This is a genomic window from Mycobacterium sp., assembly GCF_035603715.1.
Taxonomy (GTDB): Bacteria; Actinomycetota; Actinomycetes; order Mycobacteriales; family Mycobacteriaceae; genus Mycobacterium.
Genome location: NZ_DATNJW010000081.1, coordinates 1 through 17,377 on the forward strand (window position 1 = coordinate 1; position 17,377 = coordinate 17,377).

A 17,377-nucleotide genomic window follows, 5' to 3' on the forward strand; every position below is an offset into this window, starting at 1 on the left:
GCAGCGCCGGCCGCTTCGCCCAGTTCGCGGAGAAATTTTTGCAGCCGGGCAAGCTCGTCGCCTTCGGCGCCCGGGTCCGGATACCACATCACCAGCGCCAGATGGTGCCACCGAAGCGGGTAACGAATCGACGTGATTGCCGCATCCATATCGATGGTTTTGTTCGCGGTCAGGACCTCGCGCACCCGCAGCCCACGAAGACTGTTTTGGTTCTCTAGCCAGCGCTCTCGCTCGTCTTCGTAGACGCCGACGACTTGCTGCGACATCCAGTCGATGTACTCGAATAACGTGCCGGTGATCGCCTCGATCACTTCCACGCGCATGGCTTCCGGGATATCCATGACGCGCAATTCGGCGAAAACGACTTCATTTATTTGGCGCTGACCGAGCCGATAGGCGCGAACCAGCGCGTTGACCGGCACCCCGCGCTGTGCCAGCCGGCGGGCGTACTCCAGCGCCGCGGTGGGCGCCTCGACCCGCTCGACAGCGATGTCGTAGCGCAACGCGTGCAAGACCGTGTCGACGTTGCCTTCGACGCTGGTCCCGAGTAACTCCACCAGCGCCGCGTCGCCGCGCAGTTCGGGGATCTGATCCTCGAGGGCTTGGCGGAGCTCCGACGACAGCGCGACCGAGCGGCCGTGCAATCGGTTCCCGACCTCGGCGACATAACTGCTTACCCCGACTCCGTTGTCGAGGCCCGATTTCTTCACCGTATTGACGTTAGACGCTGGGTTGTCTTTCAGCGATAACAGCGCCGCGTGGCTTTGTCGATTCGACACTGTGTATAGCCGCGGGTCATACCTAACGTTGTACGCACTCTTACCAACGAAGGTCAGAAGGAGCGCAGACACATGGGATTCATCAAGCCCTATCTTCCGGACGTCGATCCGGACACCTTCCTGAAAAAGCCGCTGATGGAGCGGATGCGTATTCTCGCTGTCGAATGGGCCGAGAACGGCTTCGGCGCTCCGCGGATGGTCCACGTCATGTACATCTCGAAGTTGGTGTTGTTCGCGATCGGAGGCATCACGGTAGCGACCGCGACCTCGGGCCTACCCGCTTTCTGGCATGTCGCCGAATGGTGGAACCAACCGATCGTCTACCAGAAGGTCATCCTGTGGACCGTGCTGCTGGAGACCATCGGCGTCGCGGGTTCATGGGGGCCGCTGGCCGGCAAGATCAAGCCGATGACCGGCGGCATCCTGTTCTGGGCCCGGACCGGAACGATCCGGCTGCGGCCGTGGAAGTGGGTGCCGTTCACCGGCGGCGACCGGCGCACTTGGTTCGACGTCGGGGTTTACCTGGCGCTGCTGGTGAGCCTGGCCGCGGCATTGCTGTCACCGGGAATACACAGCGACTCGCTGTCAAAAGCACTGCCGCACAACACATCTGGCTTGGTCAACCCCACTCTGATCGTCGCCCCGATCGCGCTGCTGGTGCTGATCGGCCTGCGCGACAAGACCATCTTCCTGGCCGCCCGCGGCGAGCAATACCTGCCGGTGCTGGTCATCTTCACCGTGCTGCCGTTCGTGAACATGATCATCGCCCTGAAGATGGTGATCGTGCTGGTGTGGGTCGGCGCCGGCTTCTCGAAGTTCGGCAAGCACTTCTCCAACGTCATTCCGCCGATGGTCAGCAACACGATCTTCGCGCCGAAGTTTGTGCGCAAGGCGCACTACCGCGACTTCCCGAACAACCTGCTGCCGTCGCGGCTGGCGGACTTCATGGCACACGTCAACGGCACCACCGTCGAGATCGCGGCCCCACTGGTCCTGTTCTTCTCCACCAACAAGTGGCTGACGCTGGCGGCGGCGCTGTTGATGGTCGGGTTCCACCTGTTCATCGTCTCGACCTTCCCGCTGGCGGTGCCGCTGGAATGGAACGTGGTCTTCGCCTACACCACGATCTTCCTGTTCATCGGCTTCCCGAACTGGAATGGCTACGCCCCGTGGGACATGACTCCGGCTTGGCTGGCCCTCGTCATCGCGGCTGCGCTGCTGTTCTTCCCGGTGCTGGGCAACCTGCGACCCGACAAAGTCTCCTTCCTGCCCTCACTACGGCAATACGCCGGCAACTGGGCATCGGCGGTGTGGACGTTCGCGCCGGGCGCCGAGGTGAAGCTGGACCGGGTCACCCGCCCGACGCGTAACCAGGTCGAACAGTTCATCGCGTTCGGCTACGAACCGCACTGGGCGGAGATCACCGCACAGCGGACGATCGCATGGCGCACCATGCACAGCCAGGGCCGCGGTCTCTTCTCGCTGCTGCTGACGCACCTTCCCGACATCAATACCCGGACCGTGCGCGAAGGCGAGTTCGTCTGCAACTCCCTGATCGGGTTCAACTTCGGCGACGGCCACATGCACGACGCCGAGATGATCCAGGCCGTGCAGCGCGAAGCCGGCTTTGAGCCGGGCGAGTGCGTCATCGCCTGGGTGGAGTCGGAGGCCTTCGGCAGCGGTGTGCAGCACTACCAGTTGATCGACGCCGCGCTCGGCGTGATCGAGCGGGGCACCTGGAAGGTGGCCGATGCGGTGGCCGAGCAGCCCTGGCTGCCCAACGGTCCGATCCCAACCAGCGTGGAATGGTCCTTGAGCGGCAGCAGCAACGCGGCTGTCCTTAAGGACCAGGACCACGGTCACGGAGCGCTGGCATGAGTACCGCCATCGTGGTGGGGGGCGGGCCCAACGGGCTCGCTGCCGCCATAGCCCTTGCGGCCGAAGGTGTTTCGGTCACGGTTCTAGAGGCGGCCGACGAGGTCGGCGGAGGCGCCCGCAGCAGCGAAGCCATCGTTCCCGGCCTGCTGCACGACCATTGCTCGGCGATCCACCCGATGGCCGTCGGCTCGCCGTTCCTCAGCAAATTCAACCTGGACCGCTACGGCCTCACCTGGCGCTGGCCGGATATCGACTGTGTCCACCCGCTCGACGGCGGCAGCGCCGGCGTGCTGCACCGCTCGGTCGAGCAGACCGCGGCCGGCCTTGGCCGCGACGGCTCGCGGTGGCAACTCGCTTTCGGCTACTCGGCGTCGCGATTCGACGCGCTCAACGAGGACATCATGGGCCCGCTGCTGCGGATTCCGCACCACCCACTGATGCTGGCCCGGTTCGGTGCTCCCACCGTGCTTCCCGCGTCCACGTTCGCCAGAGTGTTCCGCACCCCGGAGGGTCGCGCCCTGTTCGGTGGCGTTGCGGCGCACGCCTTTCGGCCGCTGCACTACCCGATGACCTCGGCGATCGGGATGGGCATCATCTCGGCCGGGCATCGGCACGGCTGGGTGGTGGCCGAAGGCGGATCGCGGTCGATCACCAACGCTATGGTGGCGCTGCTGACCGACCTGGGCGGCAAGATCGAGACAGGGGCCCGGATCGAGAAGGCGTCACAACTGCCGGCAGCCGATGTCACGATGTTCGATCTGGCGCCAGACGCGGTCGCCGGTATCCTCGACGACCGTCTTCCGCGGCGCGTTTCGCGTGCCTTCACCAAGTTCCGGCGTGGTCCGGGTGCATTCAAGGTCGACTTCGCCGTCGAGGGCGGCGTGCCCTGGATGAACCCTGACGCGCATCGCGCGGGCACGGTGCACGTGGTCGGTAACTATCGCGAACTGGCCGCCACCGAGCGGGAGATCCACGCGGGACGCATGCCCGAGCGGCCCTTCGTGCTGGTCGGGCAGCAATATCTGGCGGACCCGCAACGCTCCGTCGGCAACGTTCACCCAGTGTGGAGCTACGCCCATGTGCCCAACGGCTTTTCGGGCGACGCAACCGAGGCGATCATCGCTCAGATCGAGCGGTTCGCGCCCGGCTTCCGGGATCGGATCGTCGGGACAGCAGTCCGGACAACCACCGAATTCGCTTCCTACAACTCCAACTACGTCGGTGGCGACATCATGACTGGCTCCAAGGACATCCGTCAGTTGACCTTCGGACCGCGAACCACGTTGTCGCCGTACAGCATCGGAGTGCCCGGCATGTACATCTGCTCGGCGGCCACTCCCCCCGGCCCGGGCGCGCACGGCATGTGCGGCGCCAATGCGGCCGGCGTCGCGCTCGGTTATCTGGCACGGCGTAAGTAACGCCGGGACCTCACCTGTGCACCCGCTTAGCGATGTAGTACTCGTCGGTCCGGGTGTGGTCGACGGTGTACTCGACCGCCGCCGTGAAGTTTTCCGAGTCATACCCCAGCCAGCGCTCGCTGCGTTGACGCTCGAATTCGCTCCAGGACACCACCGTGAACCTCTCGAGGAACAAGTCCGCCTTTTCAACGCTGTGATAAAGCCGCCAACTGTGGCCGCCCGTTCTGAGCCGTGACCGCCTGACCCTGCTCATCGCCTCGACGAAGTCTTTCTGCTTCTCCTCCGGCACTAGGTAGCGGACGACTACCAACACCGGTCCATCGTTAGGACGTGGCTCGAACATGAGCATAGGTTCAGGCCAGGCAGTGGAGACTTCGACGTTCAGCTTCCCGGTGTTCGGCCGCAGCGGAAGCACGACAACGCTGAGGGCAGCAACGCCCAGCGTCACGCCCGAGAACAGCAGCGCCACGTCAAGTCCCGCCCGCGTGGCAACGGCACCCCAGGCGTAGGCGCCGATTGCCTGAGCTCCGGTGGAGACCAGTAGATACACCGACAACGCCCGGGCCCGAACCCATTGCGGCAACGTCAGCTGCGCCGCCGCGTTCAACGTTGCCAACGTGATCAGCCACGCAATCCCGGACAACATCAAGACAGGGATCGCCGCAGCGAATGGCAGCCAGACGACCGCAACCGGCGCAAGACCGTACACGGCGGCCGACGCCGCGAGCAGCACATTGTCTGACACTCGCCGGCGTAACGAGTCGGCTGCGACGGCACCGAGTAGGGCGCCAAAACCGATGGCCCCCAGCGCCACACCGTAACCATCGGCTCCCAGGTGCCAGGTGCGGGCGGCAGCCACCGGCAGCAGGGCCAGCAGCGCCGAGGCGGGAAACAGAAAAAGCGCGGTGCGCAACAGGATCCTGCGGAAAATTCGACCGTTGATCACGTAGGCCAGTCCACTGATGATCGCCTGGCCGAAGTGTTCTCGCTCGATTGGCGCGAGTTGCTTGGGTCGCTTCCACACGAGCAGCGCAACGATGATTCCCGCGAACGACAGCGCGTTGATCGTAAAGACCGCCGCGGGGCCGGCCAATGCGACGACAACGCCACCGATTGCCGGTCCGATGGCACGGGAAGCATTACCCGAGACGCTGCCCAACATCGAAACGGCCGGTATCTGCTCACGCGGCACGACCTCGGGCTGAATCGCCTGCCAGTCGGGTCCGGCGAGTGCAGAAGCGCAGCCAATAGCCACCGTGAACATCAACAGTGACGTCGGGGTGAGGCGACCGAGGTAGGTCACCACCGCCAGGGCCAGCGCAACCACCACCGCGTATGACTGCAGAAATATCAGTAACCGCCGCCGGTCGAAGAGATCGGCGAGCGCACCGGCGAACAAGCCGAAAAGCAGTGTCGGCCCAAGACTCGCCGTCTGGACCAATGCGACGATGACGTCAGGGCTGTGCTTCTCGACCAAAAACCATTGGGCCGCAACGCTCTGCATGTACGTCCCGATGTTGGAGGTGAACGAGGCGATAAATAGGTTGCGGTACACGCGATTGCGCAGCGGCGCCCATACCGACGGCCGCTCACCGTCCACCTGCTCCTGAGCCTCGATCACCATCAGAAATGATTCTGACATGAGGGCTACGCCATCGGCGCACCGTTCGGGCTCGCTGGGGCAACGTGTTTCAGTATGTGTAAAACCCCTCGCCGGTCTTGATGCCGAGCTTGCCGGCATCAACGTAGGACTGCAATAAGTCCCGTGGCCCCTTGGGTAGCTGCGGGAACTCATCGAGGTAATGGTTTTCGATGTCCAAAGCGACGTCGAGGCCGACCAGATCCATCAACTGAAACGGGCCGGCCGGGGCGCCCAAGTTGAGCTTGTACATCCCGTCGACGTCCTCCGGACGGGCCACCCCCTCGGCGACCACCGCCAGCGACTCGCGCTTGATCGCGGCCCAGACCCGATTGAAGATGAAGCCGGTGCACTCTTTGCGCGCCTCGAACGGGTAGACGCCGAACTCGGGCAGCACGGCCAGCAGGGTGTCGAGCAGGCCGCGGTCGGTCTCGCCGTCCGACATCAGGTCTAGGGCATTGACCTCCGGCGGCATGTAGAAGTGCGTGTTGCACAGGCGCGTCTTGTCGCGCACCTTCTCGGCCATCAGACGCGAGGGGTACGACGAGGAGTTGGTCGCGAAGATGGTGTCGGGCGGGGCCAGTTGGTCGATCTCGCCCCATAGCGGAATCTTGATCTCGAGTTTTTCGGGGGCCGACTCCACCGCCAGCCACGCGCCGTCCAGCGCCTCGGCGAGCGATGTCGTGGTAGTCGCCACGCCCGGTTCGCCGAAGCCGCGATTCTCGATCACTCTCGGAAGGGTCTCGGCCACATACTGTTTCGCGGCTCCCAGCTGCTCGTCGCGGCGGGCGTAGATGCGCACGGGTCCGCCACGGCTTGCAAACATCAGCGCAATACGCCGTCCCAGCGTCCCCGCGCCGATCACCGCGACCGGACGGTTCCGGATGTCATCGAACGTGTATGTATACGAGGCACTCACACACGCATGCTAAGTCCCCGATGCGCGCCCGGAACCGTCGCCGACGGACAAACTTATGCGCACCGTTGTTCGCGGCCGACAACTAGAGCAGCGTGGCTTGTTCGGGCTGCGGCTCGGCCGGCTCCAGCAGCTCTGGCCCGTTGTTGCGGATGCTGTTGACCAGCGTTGAGATCTCCCGCATTTCGATGCCGTCGACGCTCGGTGGGGCGGCCAGGAAGTCGAGGTCGGGCGGAGCGTCGGGATCCAGCCAGCGATCCCAGTCACGCTCGGGCACGATCAACGGCATCCGGTCGTGGATCTCGGCGAGCCCGCCGACGGCATCGGTGGTGATGATGGTGCAACTCAGCAGCGGCGTCGCGTCCTTCGCGGACTTCCATACCGACCACAGCCCCGCCATGAACAGCATCTCGCCGTCGGCGCGGTGCAGGAAGAACGGCGTCTTGCGGGCCTTCTTGCCGGAGTCGGTATCGCCGTTGGCACGCCATTCGTAATAGCCGTCCATCGGGATCAGGCAGCGTTTGGATTTGGCACTCGCGCGAAACGCCGGCGAGGTGGTGACCTTCTCGGCCCTGGCGTTGATCAGCAGCGGACCCTTGGACTCCGGCGCACCGTCGGAGCCTGCCTTGGCCCACGGCGGTATCAATCCCCACCGCATGGACCGGACTCGCCTGGTGGGTTCGTCGTCGGGTTCGTCGTGCCGGCGGACCACGGTGGTGATGGTCGTGGTCGGCGCCACGTTGTAGTTCGGTCCCGTCGACTCGGCCGCGCGCGCCTCGTTGATCGCCTCGATCTTTTCGGCCAGCACCGCCGGGTCGGTCGTCACCGCGAATCGTCCGCACATATCTCCATGGTGCCGTGTAGGCAATGATGGAGCACGTGAATACCTGGCCCGCCCCCACTGCCGCGCGGCCGGTACACGCGACGGTGACGGTGCCCGGCTCGAAATCCCAGACCAACCGGGCATTGGTGCTCGCGGCGCTGGCCGCGGCCACCGGCGGCGCCTCAACCATCAGCGGCGCACTACGCAGCCGCGACACCGACCTGATGATCGGTGCGCTCGAGGCGCTGGGCCTGCGGGTCGACGGACCGGCCGACGATCTCGCGGTCAGCGGAGCGATCGCCCCGCCGGCCGATGCCCGCATCGACTGCGGCCTGGCTGGCACGGTGTTGCGTTTCGTCCCGCCGCTGGCGGCGCTGGGCCTGGCTGCCGTGACGTTCGACGGCGACGAGCAGGCCCGGGTCCGCCCGATCGCGCCGCTGTTGAATGCGCTGCGCGGGCTGGGTGTCGACGTGGACGGCGACGGCCTGCCGTTCCAGGTGCGCGGTGCCGGATCGGTCGCCGGCGGGGCCGTGCAGATCGACGCATCGGCGTCGTCGCAGTTCGTCTCCGGGCTGCTGCTGGCCGGAGCATCATTCACCGACGGCCTGACGGTGCAGCACGTCGGTCAGGCGCTGCCGTCGGCGCCACACATCGCGATGACGGTCGCCATGCTTCGCCAGGCCGGCGTCGAGGTCGACGACACGGCCCCGAACCGCTGGCACGTTCGACCGGGCCCGGTCGGGGCGCGGCACTGGCAGATCGAGCCGGACCTGTCGAATGCCGTCCCGTTCATCGCCGCGGCGGTGGTCAGCGCGGGCACAATTCGTATCACCGGTTGGCCGGCGGTCAGCATCCAACCCGCCGACGCCATCCTGAGTATCCTGCGACAACTGAATTGTGTTGTGAAACAGGATGATTCGTTCCTGGAAGTCCGCGGGCCACAGTCCTACCCGGGTTTTGACGTCAACCTGCGCGACGTCGGCGAGCTCACGCCGTCGGTGGCAGTGCTCGCGGCGCTGGCCACCCCGGGTTCTGTCTCGAGGCTGTCCGGCGTCGCGCACCTGCGCGGCCACGAGACCGACCGGCTGGCCGCCCTGAGCACCGAGATCAACCGGCTGGGCGGCGACTGCCGCGAAACCGCCGACGGGTTGGAGATCACCGCGACGCCGCTGCGGCCGGGCACCTGGCAGTCCTACGCCGATCACCGGATGGCGACGGCTGGGGCGATCGTCGGATTGCGGGTCGCCGGCGTCGAGGTCGACGACATCGAGACCACCGCCAAGACGCTGCCGAATTTCCCTCGAATGTGGACCGACATGTTGCGGGAGTCCAGCGGTTGAGGCCGGGCGACTACGACGAGTCCGACGTCAAAATCCGCTCGGGGAAAGGTTCCCGTCCGCGGACCAAAACTCGACCCGAGCATGCCGACGCCAAGCCGGCGATGGTGGTCAGCGTCGACCGCGGCCGCTGGGGATGTGCGCTCGACGGCGACGCCGAGCGACGGGTCACTGCGATGCGGGCGCGGGAACTGGGCCGCACACCGATCGTCGTCGGCGACGAGGTCGACGTGGTCGGCGACCTGTCCGGTCGCCCGGATACGTTGGCCCGCATCGTCCGTCGTGGTGAGCGGCGAACGGTGTTGCGGCGCACCGCCGATGACACCGACCCGACCGAGCGGGTGGTGGTCGCCAACGCCGATCAGCTGCTGATCGTGGTGGCGCTCGCCGATCCGCCGCCGCGCACCGGGCTGGTCGACCGAACACTGATCGCGGCCTACGCCGGCGGGCTGGTCCCGATCCTGTGCCTGACCAAGACCGACCTCGCTCCCGCCGAGCCGTTCGCCGAGCAGTTCGCGGACCTGGATCTCACCGTGATCATCGCGGGTCGTGACGATCCGCTGGGTGCGGTGCGGCACCTGCTTGCCGGCAAAATCACAGTGCTACTGGGCCATTCCGGTGTCGGCAAGTCGACGTTGGTGAATCGCCTTGTTCCCGAAGCACATCGAGCGGTCGGCGAAGTGACCGACATCGGCCGGGGGCGGCACACCTCGACGCAATCGGTGGCGCTGCCGCTCGATCACGACAGCTGGGTGATCGACACGCCCGGCATCCGCTCATTCGGACTGGCCCACATCAAGCCCGACGACGTGATGCTGGCGTTCTCCGACCTGGCCGACGCGATCAAAGACTGCCCACGCGGCTGCGGGCACATGGGCCCACCCGCCGACCCCGAATGCGCGCTGGACACCCTGACCGGCCCAGCCGCCCGCCGCGTCGCGGCCGCACGCCGACTGCTTGTGGCGATGCGCGAGGGCTGAGCCGGCAAACCGCGGAGACCGATCCGCGCACGCCGTACCGCAAGGTAAATCGATGTCCGCTACCACGTAGGGCGGGTCGGGTTTCTAAAAACCGGAATTTGATTCCGGAAGTACGGAAAATTCATATTTACGTAATCTATGGTATGCTGAGCCCAACCTGAGATCAGACTTGGCTTCTTATAAGGGCGGATGTCAGACCGCTAGAAGCCCCAGGGAAAGGAATTCTCATGAGCCACGCGAAGGCTAACCGTCGACTCGGGCTGCTGGCAGTCGGACTGGCCATCGGGGCAGCGGTGGCGGCCGCCACATCAGGCATCGCCGCTGCCGACTCTAACGCTGTCGACCCCGCGGCTTTCGACCCGTCGGCGCTGATCGCGGATCCCGCGCCAGCGACATCCGGCCTGGACGTGGCCATCTCGATAGACGGGTCCACTCTGTTCCAGGAAGGCACCGCGACCGCCTACTCGGGCGCAGATGACATTGCGATCGCCTATGGAAGTAACGCCGTCGCCGACGCCGGGGGCGGCACCGGCGACTTCGCATTTGCCGACGGAACCGACGCTCAAGCCTATTCTGGCCTCGGCAACGAGGACTCCGCCATCGCTATCGGCGCCGACAGCTTTGCCGACGCCGGCACGGGCAACGGCGATATTGGCTTTGCTGACGGCAGCGGGACCGGAGTTATTGCCGGCGGCGAATCCAACGCAGGCACCGTCGTTGTCGCAGGCGACGACAGCTATGCCTCCGCTTTCGGCACCAATGATTTTGCTTATGCCGGACCGGACGTCGGCAGCGTGCCCAGCACTGCCGACGTCACAGGCGATATCGCCAGCGTCATTGGCAACAGCAGCGAGGCCTTGGCAGGGGCGGGCAGCTACGACTTCGCGGGAGCTTTCGGCGAAGGGCTCACCTCAAGCGCAACCGGCGCTAATTTCCTGTTCGAACTGATGCCGTCACTCTGAACTCGCCGATTTTTCGAGGCCACGCCAGGCGATGCGCGAGGGCTGAGCCTCAGTCCTCGGCCTGCGATCGCACCCACTCCAGGTTGGCCTGCATGTTCTTCTGCCACTCGGCCAGCCGGTTGGAGACGATCCTGGCTTCCTTGTCGGGCATCGCCACGATCGCCGGCGTCAGCCCGGATGGTCCCGGGCCCATCCGCCCCCACTGCCGGACCAGGACGCCATCGCTAGTCGGCTCAACCTCGAACGCCCACGTCGCACTGGTCCCCTCGGGTCCGACGACGTTGTAGACCCAACGGCGTTGGTCCTCGACTTCGACGACCTCGCACACCGTCGACCATTCCCCGAATGCCTCATGCTTGCTGCGGCCGTGAAAGCGCGCGCCGACTTCGACCGCGGTGGCGCCATCGAGCCAATCGACGCCCTCAAGTTCCGTTGAGCAGTGCACCGGCAGGCTGATGTCGGTCACCAGCGCCCAGGCCGTTGGGACGTCACATCGAACCCGTTGAGTCGCTTCGACTGTGGGTAGGTCGCGATAGCGCATGGTTCGCCCTTCTCAGTGGCCGCCGGCGACGATGTCGGCCTCTGTAGCATGCCACCTATGAAGGTCGGCGCCATGATCGAACCCCGACTGCCCGGCGCCACCGAGTTCGCGATAGCCGCCGAGCGGATCGGCGTCGACTCGCTGTGGATCCCCGAGGTCTGGGGCTACGACGCGCTGACCGGCCTGGCCTACCTGGCCGCCAAGACGTCGTCGGTGCGACTCGGAACGTTTGTCGTGCAACTGGGTTCGCGTAGCCCCGCGCTGCTGGCGACGTCGGCTCTGAGCCTCGAAGAGCTGTCGGCGGGTCGCTTCATCCTGGGGATCGGCACGTCGGGCCCACGCGTCATGGAGGGCTGGCACGGCGTGCGCTTTCGCAAGCCGGTGCAGACCACCCGCGAGACCATCGAGATCGTCCGCACAGTCAGCCGCGGCGATCGGCTCGAGCACGCCGGCGAGGTCTACCCGTTGCCGTTGCCGGACAGTCGCGGCACCGCGTTGCGGCCAATGGTGCGGCCCGCTCACGTCCCGGTCTACGTGGCGTCCATGGGTCCACAGAACCTGCGGCTGACGGGCGAAGCGGCCGACGGCTGGCTGGGCAACGCCTTCATTCCCGAAGCCGCCGAGGTATTTTTGGGTCCGCTGCGCGAGGGCGCACAGCGCGCCGGCCGCACCCTTGATCAGCTGGACCTGGTCGCGCCCGTCGCCGTCGAGTTCCACGACGACCAGGCCTCCACCGATGCGGCCGCACGCCGGCACGCCGACGGATACGCGTTCACGATCGGCGCGATGGGGGTCGGCGGGCAGAACTTCTACAACGATGCTTTCACCCGGCTGGGTTACGGCGACGAAGTCAGCGCGGTCGCCGAATTGTGGCAGGCCGGCAAGCACGACGAGGCCCGCAGCTCGGTGCCGCTGGACCTGGGCGGGCTGACGAATCTACTTGGCACAGAAGGCATTATCGCCGAACGGGTGAGCCGCTACCGGGCGGCCGGCATCACCACGCTGTTGGCGAAACTCGAGGGTGACCACGACCAGCAATTGGCGACGTTGCAGCGGCTGGTCGCCATCGCCCAGGCCGCCTGACCAAGCCGGATTACCAGCGCATCATCGGCAACGGGCGCAGCGGGTGACGCACCGCGTACCCGGTCAACCCCTTGGCGAGGAACACGTGGAATCCGCTGTACGGCAACTGCGCGACGGTGGCGCGGACGGCTGATCGCCCGATTCGGTTGTGCAGCAGGCCATGGCTGACGTCGACGAGGTCGGCTTTGCGAAATGTCTCGGTGACGTGGTCATCGACTGGGCGAAGCCGGTGGTGTTCGGTGATCAACGCGCGCAGCAGGTCGATGTCGGCGACACCGAATTCGTCCGCGTACGCTGCCGCGAGGTCGGCCGACGGTTTCAGGTAGTCCATGGTGCCCGCGGTCCAGATGCCCAGATCGTGCGTCGCCCAGGCCAGCGCTGCGACATCGGGAATCGAAAAGCCAAGCAGCAGCTGGTGATAAGTGATGCAGCGGTATACGTGGTTGCGGTACGCAGAAAGGCCATCGCCTAACGCATCGCGATGCCGATCCAGCACGGCATCGACGATCGGATGCGCTGTAACGACCTCCACCACGCCAAGCCTAGGCTGCCAGCTCGTCCCGTCCGGCCGATTGCTCGTTCCCGCCGTTGCGCTTGGCCCGCTTGTCGCGGCGCCACGCCCGCACGGTGGCGATCGCGGTCTTCAGACCACGGCGACGTCCGGTCGCCGGATCGGCGCCGGCGAAACCCGGCTCCAGCGCGGCGAACATCGACTCGCTGCGCGTCTCCGGTGCATTGTCGGCGGTGGCGCGCAGGTACTTGTCCGGCAGTGACAGCTTGGCGATGGTCCGCCAGGTCTTGCCGTACTGCACCAGGAAAGGCCCTGTGGTGTAAGGCAAGTCGTACTTGTCACAGAGTTCGCGCACCCGAACAGAGATCTCGGCATACCGGTTGCTCGGCAGATCCGGGAACAGGTGGTGTTCGATCTGGTGGCACAGGTTGCCGCTCATGAACCGCATCGCCGGGCCGGCGTTGAAGTTGGCACTGCCCAGCATCTGCCGCAGATACCACTGCCCCTTCGACTCGCCGACCATGTCGGTCTTGGTGAATTTCTCCGCGCCGTCGGGGAAATGGCCGCAGAAGATCACCGCGTTGGCCCAAAGGTTGCGGATCACGTTGGCGACAGCATTGGCCTTCAACGTCGACGTGTAGCTCGCGCCGGGTGACAGCGACGTCAGCGCCGGGAATGCGACGTAGTCCTTGAATACCTGGCGACCGGCCTTGGCCAAGAACTCCTCTGTGCGCTCGCGGGCTTCGTCATTGTCCATCCGCTTCTTGACGATCCTGCCGATCTCCACGTGCTGGAGGCCGACGCCCCATTCGAAGCCGAGCGCCAGCAACGCGTTGTAAACCAGATTGAACAGGTTGAAGCGCTTCCAGGGATGGTCACGGGTCACGCGCAGCAGGCCGTAGCCGACGTCGTCGTCCATGCCGAGGATGTTGGTGTATTTGTGGTGCACGAAGTTGTGGGTGTAGCGCCAGTGCTTGGACGACCCGCTCATGTCCCACTCCCACGACGAGGAGTGGATCTCGGGGTCGTTCATCCAGTCCCACTGGCCGTGCATGACGTTGTGGCCGATCTCCATGTTCTCGACGATCTTGGCCACCCCAAGGGTCGCGGTCCCCGCCCACCAGGCCGACCGGCGCGAACTGAAGGCCAGCAACAGTCGACCCGCGACCTCCAGTGCACGCTGCGCGGCGATGGTCCGGTGGATGTAGCGGGCATCGCGCGCGCCACGGGAATCTTCGACGTCCCGGCGGATGGCATCCAGCTCGATGCCCAAGTTTTCGATGTCGGCGTCCGTCAGATGTGCGAAGACATCGAGGTCGGTGATCGCCATCGGTTATTGCCTTCCAGCAGACTCCAGTTCTTGACCTACGCTATCGTAACCTACGAAACCGTAGGTTACCAGCGGGTAACTCTTAAACGTCGAGTGTGCAATCGCCTGACGCAGCGGAAATGCAAGTTTGCACGCGAGTCCCCGGCTCATGCTCCGCGCCGTTTCGGAGGTCGCGTACGTGGCCTTCCACCAGAGTAACCACGCACGACTGACAGATACCCATCCGGCAACCGAACGGCATCTGCACGCCCAGTTGCTCACCGGCATCCATCAGGGACGTCGCCGCATCGGCCGACGTACTTTTTCCACTCTTGGCGAACGTGACCGTCCCGCCCTCTCCGGCCGGCGCCGCGCGCGTCACCGCGAAGCGCTCGAGGTGCAGGCAATCGGGAATGCCGGCCGCCGACCACGCGTGCTCGGCCGCGTCGAGCATGGCTTCGGGCCCGCACGCCCAGGTCTGCCGGTCGCGCCAATCCGGTACCTCGGCGTCGAGTTGGGAGAGATCCAGCCGCCCCTGATCACGCGTCGCGCGCAACCGCAGCCGGTATCCCGGATGGTCGCGGACTAGCCGCTCCAGCTCCGCACCGAACATCACGTCGGCGGCGGTGGGTGCGGAATGCAGATGGATCACGTCGGTGATCTGATCGCGTCGGACCAGCGTGCGCAGCATCGACATCACCGGCGTGATGCCCGAGCCGGCGGTTACGAACAACACGGCCGGCGGGGCCGGATCGGGCAGCACGAAATTGCCCTGTGGCGCGGCCAATCGCACGATCGTCCCCGGCTGCACCCCGTCCACCAGATGAGCGGACAGGAACCCTTCCGGCATCGCTTTCACGGTGATGGTCACGGTGCGGGCACTTCGGTGCGGACTGGACGTCAACGAGTACGAACGCCACCGCCACCGGCCGTCGATCAGCAGCCCGATGCCGATGTACTGGCCCGGCTGATAATCGAGGCTGAAACCCCAGCCCGGCTTGATGACCAGCGTCGCGGAGTCGTGCGTCTCGCGCCTCACCTCGAGAACGCGGCCCCGCAATTCCCGCGCCGACCACAACGGGTTGGCGAGGCGCAGATAGTCATCGGGCAACAGAGGCGTGGTGATGCGTCGAGCAAGGGTGCGCAACGCATGCCAGCCGGGGTGGGTCTCCACGCCGGCCAGCGTAATGGGCCTGGTCTCGATGACGTCGGCGGCGGGTCGCGATATTTTTCTGTCCATTGAGGCTGCTGTCCTCTCCATGAGAAGAGTCCTCGCTCTCGCTCGGACAGAACCTACGGTACCGTAACCTACGGCACCGTAGCCACCGTTAGAGCAGCTCGAGCAGGAACGGCAGCTCCTGGACCGCGTACCAAGCCAGGTCGTGATCCTGTGCGTCCCCAACGGCCAGCTCGGCGTCCTCATCGCCGAGATCGGCCTCATCGATAACCTCGATCGCGGCCTTGACCTGCGCTTCTGCGGCGGCGTTGTCGACGAATGCGGCGACGACCTCGGCAGTGGTCACCGGCGCACCGATTCGCACGACGGCGTCGTCGAGATCGGGGCGCAATGTGACATCGCCGACATCGGCCACCAGCACCGCGCGTCGCGGCGGCAACTCGTCCCCGGATTGCCCGGAATCCTCGGCGGCGCCGGCCAGCAGCCGCAACGAGGCCAGCGCGGCCTCACGCAGCGCAACTTCGCCCAGTTCGTCCTCGTCGCCCTCGGCGTAGGCCTCCCGCAGTTTCGGGGTCACCGCGAAGGCGGTGCCGCTGACCGGCCGTAGCGAGCCGTCGGCGACAAGCTGTTGGAGCATCGGCAGTGTCACCGGGATGTAGATCCGCATCAGCAACCATCTGAATCAGGAACGCGCTTACTCGGTGTCACCGATCAACGTTGCCACATGATCGGGCACATAGGTCGACAACTCGCGCGGCGGCCGCTGATAGTTTCCGCTATTGATTGTACGATCGGGCAGTTTTACTTTGGGTCTCTTGACATCGCGATACTCGATTGTGGATAACAGGTGCGCAATCATATTGAGCCGCGCGTGCTTCTTGATATCCGATTCCACCAGATACCATGGGCTGTAAGGCATATCGGTGCGGGCCATCATCTCGTCGCGGGCCCGTGAATAGTCCTCCCACTTGTACAACGACTCCAGGTCCATCGGACTCAACTTCCACTGCCGCACCGGGTCGCTGCGCCGCGCTTTGAATCGGCGCAACTGCTCGTCTTCGGAAACCGAAAACCAGTACTTCCGCAAGAGAATCCCGTCGTCGATCAGCAATTGCTCGAAGATCGGTGTCTGCTGCAAAAACAGCTCATGCTCTTGCGGCGTGCAGAATCCCATGACTTTCTCCACGCCGGCCCGGTTGTACCAAGACCGGTCGAAGAGCACGATCTCGCCCTTGGCGGGCAGATGCGCGATGTAGCGCTGGTAATACCACTGGCCACGTTCACGATCGGTCGGTGCCGGCAAGGCGGCGATCCGGGCGATCCGGGGGCTGAGATATTCAGTGATCCGTTTGATCGTTCCGCCCTTGCCGGCTCCGTCACGGCCTTCGAAAACCACCGCCACACGTGCGCCGGTAGCTCGCACCCACTCTTGCAGCTTCACGAATTCCGTTTGCAACCTAAACAATTCAGCTTCGTAAACGTCGTTCGGAATCTTGGCCTTTGGCGGCTTGGCGTCACCCTGCTTTTTATTTTTGGCCGACCCGTTGGTAGCCGAAGCTTTGCTCATAGCCGATGTTAAGTCCCGAAGGAGGTTTCCTGCTCGGCGAAGAGCGTCCTACTGCGCGGCTTCCAGCAGTTCATCAAGCGATTCGGCCAGTAACGCCGGTAGCATGTCGACGTCGCTCATCGCGTCCCGATCGGCGTTGATGCCGAAATACAACATGCCGTTGTAAGACGTCACCCCGATGGCCAGCACCTGGTTGTTCAACAGCGGCGGTACGGCATAGGTCTCCAACAACTTCGCACCGGCGACATACATTTGCGACTGGGCGCCCGGCGCATTGGTGATCAACAAATTGAACAAGCGCGGCGACAGGCCGGTGGCGACTCGAATTCCCATGGCGTGCAAGGTCGGCGGCGCAAAACCCGACAGCGTAACGATGGTGCGGGCATCGACCAGGCTGGCCGCCGTCGGATTGGATTCGGTGTCGTGGGCGATCTGCGACAGCCGCACCACCGCGTTG

Annotated in this window: 16 protein-coding genes and 1 pseudogene; 6 read left to right on the forward strand and 11 right to left on the reverse strand. The window is 65.1% G+C overall.

The features are described 5' to 3' along the window. A pseudogene (locus tag VN856_RS03360) lies at positions 1-710 on the reverse strand (PucR family transcriptional regulator); the annotation flags it as partial. Between the two features lie 141 nt (positions 711-851). Here VN856_RS03360 and VN856_RS03365 point away from each other — a divergent pair. Further along, complete coding sequence (locus VN856_RS03365; protein WP_325686129.1) at positions 852-2,657, forward strand: DUF3556 domain-containing protein; 1,806 nt, start codon at positions 852-854, stop codon at positions 2,655-2,657. Next, the gene (locus VN856_RS03370) at positions 2,654-4,075 is read left to right on the forward strand and encodes an NAD(P)/FAD-dependent oxidoreductase (protein WP_325686131.1); all 1,422 of its coding nucleotides are present in this window, start codon (positions 2,654-2,656) and stop codon (positions 4,073-4,075) included. The genes VN856_RS03365 and VN856_RS03370 overlap by 4 nt, the downstream gene beginning before the upstream one ends. Positions 4,076-4,085: 10 nt before the next feature. Here the strand turns inward: VN856_RS03370 and VN856_RS03375 are convergent, their stop codons facing one another. From VN856_RS03375 to VN856_RS03385, 3 genes are all read right to left on the reverse strand, one after another. Then, positions 4,086-5,717 (reverse strand): MFS transporter, encoded by a 1,632-nt coding sequence (locus VN856_RS03375; protein ID WP_325686133.1) that lies wholly within the window; start codon positions 5,715-5,717, stop codon positions 4,086-4,088. Positions 5,718-5,766: 49 nt separating this feature from the next. Continuing rightward, positions 5,767-6,633, reverse strand: a complete 867-nt coding sequence (locus VN856_RS03380; RefSeq protein ID WP_325686135.1) for a 3-hydroxyacyl-CoA dehydrogenase family protein — start codon at positions 6,631-6,633, stop codon at positions 5,767-5,769. A gap of 82 nt (positions 6,634-6,715) precedes the next feature. Then, positions 6,716-7,474 (reverse strand): SOS response-associated peptidase, encoded by a 759-nt coding sequence (locus tag VN856_RS03385; protein ID WP_325686137.1) that lies wholly within the window; start codon positions 7,472-7,474, stop codon positions 6,716-6,718. Between the two features lie 35 nt (positions 7,475-7,509). Here VN856_RS03385 and aroA point away from each other — a divergent pair, with 35 nt between their 5' ends. The 3 genes from aroA to VN856_RS03400 all read left to right on the forward strand — a co-directional run bounded on the left by aroA (position 7,510) and on the right by VN856_RS03400 (position 10,732). Further along, positions 7,510-8,793, forward strand: coding sequence for a 3-phosphoshikimate 1-carboxyvinyltransferase (aroA, locus tag VN856_RS03390; RefSeq protein ID WP_325686139.1), 1,284 nt, complete (start codon positions 7,510-7,512; stop codon positions 8,791-8,793). Then, a complete protein-coding gene (rsgA, locus tag VN856_RS03395; RefSeq protein WP_325686141.1) occupies positions 8,790-9,770 on the forward strand; it encodes a ribosome small subunit-dependent GTPase A in 981 nt (326 codons plus the stop codon). Before aroA ends, rsgA begins: the two co-directional genes overlap by 4 nt. A gap of 293 nt (positions 9,771-10,063) precedes the next feature. After that, positions 10,064-10,732, forward strand: a complete 669-nt coding sequence (locus VN856_RS03400; RefSeq protein ID WP_325686143.1) for a hypothetical protein — start codon at positions 10,064-10,066, stop codon at positions 10,730-10,732. 49 nt (positions 10,733-10,781) lie between these two features. Here the strand turns inward: VN856_RS03400 and VN856_RS03405 are convergent, their stop codons facing one another. Next, complete coding sequence (locus tag VN856_RS03405) at positions 10,782-11,273, reverse strand: SRPBCC family protein (RefSeq protein ID WP_325686145.1); 492 nt, start codon at positions 11,271-11,273, stop codon at positions 10,782-10,784. Between the two features lie 72 nt (positions 11,274-11,345). Here VN856_RS03405 and VN856_RS03410 point away from each other — a divergent pair, with 72 nt between their 5' ends. Further along, positions 11,346-12,356, forward strand: coding sequence for an LLM class flavin-dependent oxidoreductase (locus tag VN856_RS03410; protein WP_325686147.1), 1,011 nt, complete (start codon positions 11,346-11,348; stop codon positions 12,354-12,356). Positions 12,357-12,366: 10 nt separating this feature from the next. Here VN856_RS03410 and VN856_RS03415 read toward each other — a convergent pair whose 3' ends face one another. The 6 genes from VN856_RS03415 to VN856_RS03440 all read right to left on the reverse strand — a co-directional run. After that, entirely contained in the window at positions 12,367-12,888 is a 522-nt protein-coding gene (locus VN856_RS03415; RefSeq protein WP_325686149.1) for a hypothetical protein, read from the reverse strand. 10 nt (positions 12,889-12,898) lie between these two features. Next, a complete protein-coding gene (locus tag VN856_RS03420; RefSeq protein ID WP_325686151.1) occupies positions 12,899-14,197 on the reverse strand; it encodes a fatty acid desaturase in 1,299 nt (432 codons plus the stop codon). Positions 14,198-14,279: 82 nt separating this feature from the next. Further along, entirely contained in the window at positions 14,280-15,416 is a 1,137-nt protein-coding gene (locus VN856_RS03425; RefSeq protein WP_325686152.1) for a ferredoxin reductase, read from the reverse strand. 88 nt (positions 15,417-15,504) lie between these two features. Next, positions 15,505-16,023 (reverse strand): DUF6912 family protein, encoded by a 519-nt coding sequence (locus tag VN856_RS03430; protein WP_325686158.1) that lies wholly within the window; start codon positions 16,021-16,023, stop codon positions 15,505-15,507. Positions 16,024-16,047: 24 nt separating this feature from the next. Continuing rightward, a complete protein-coding gene (gene ppk2 / locus VN856_RS03435; RefSeq protein WP_325686154.1) occupies positions 16,048-16,920 on the reverse strand; it encodes a polyphosphate kinase 2 in 873 nt (290 codons plus the stop codon). Between the two features lie 48 nt (positions 16,921-16,968). Further along, positions 16,969-17,377: WS/DGAT domain-containing protein (locus tag VN856_RS03440; protein WP_325686156.1), on the reverse strand; the 409-nt coding region annotated here is incomplete at its 5' end.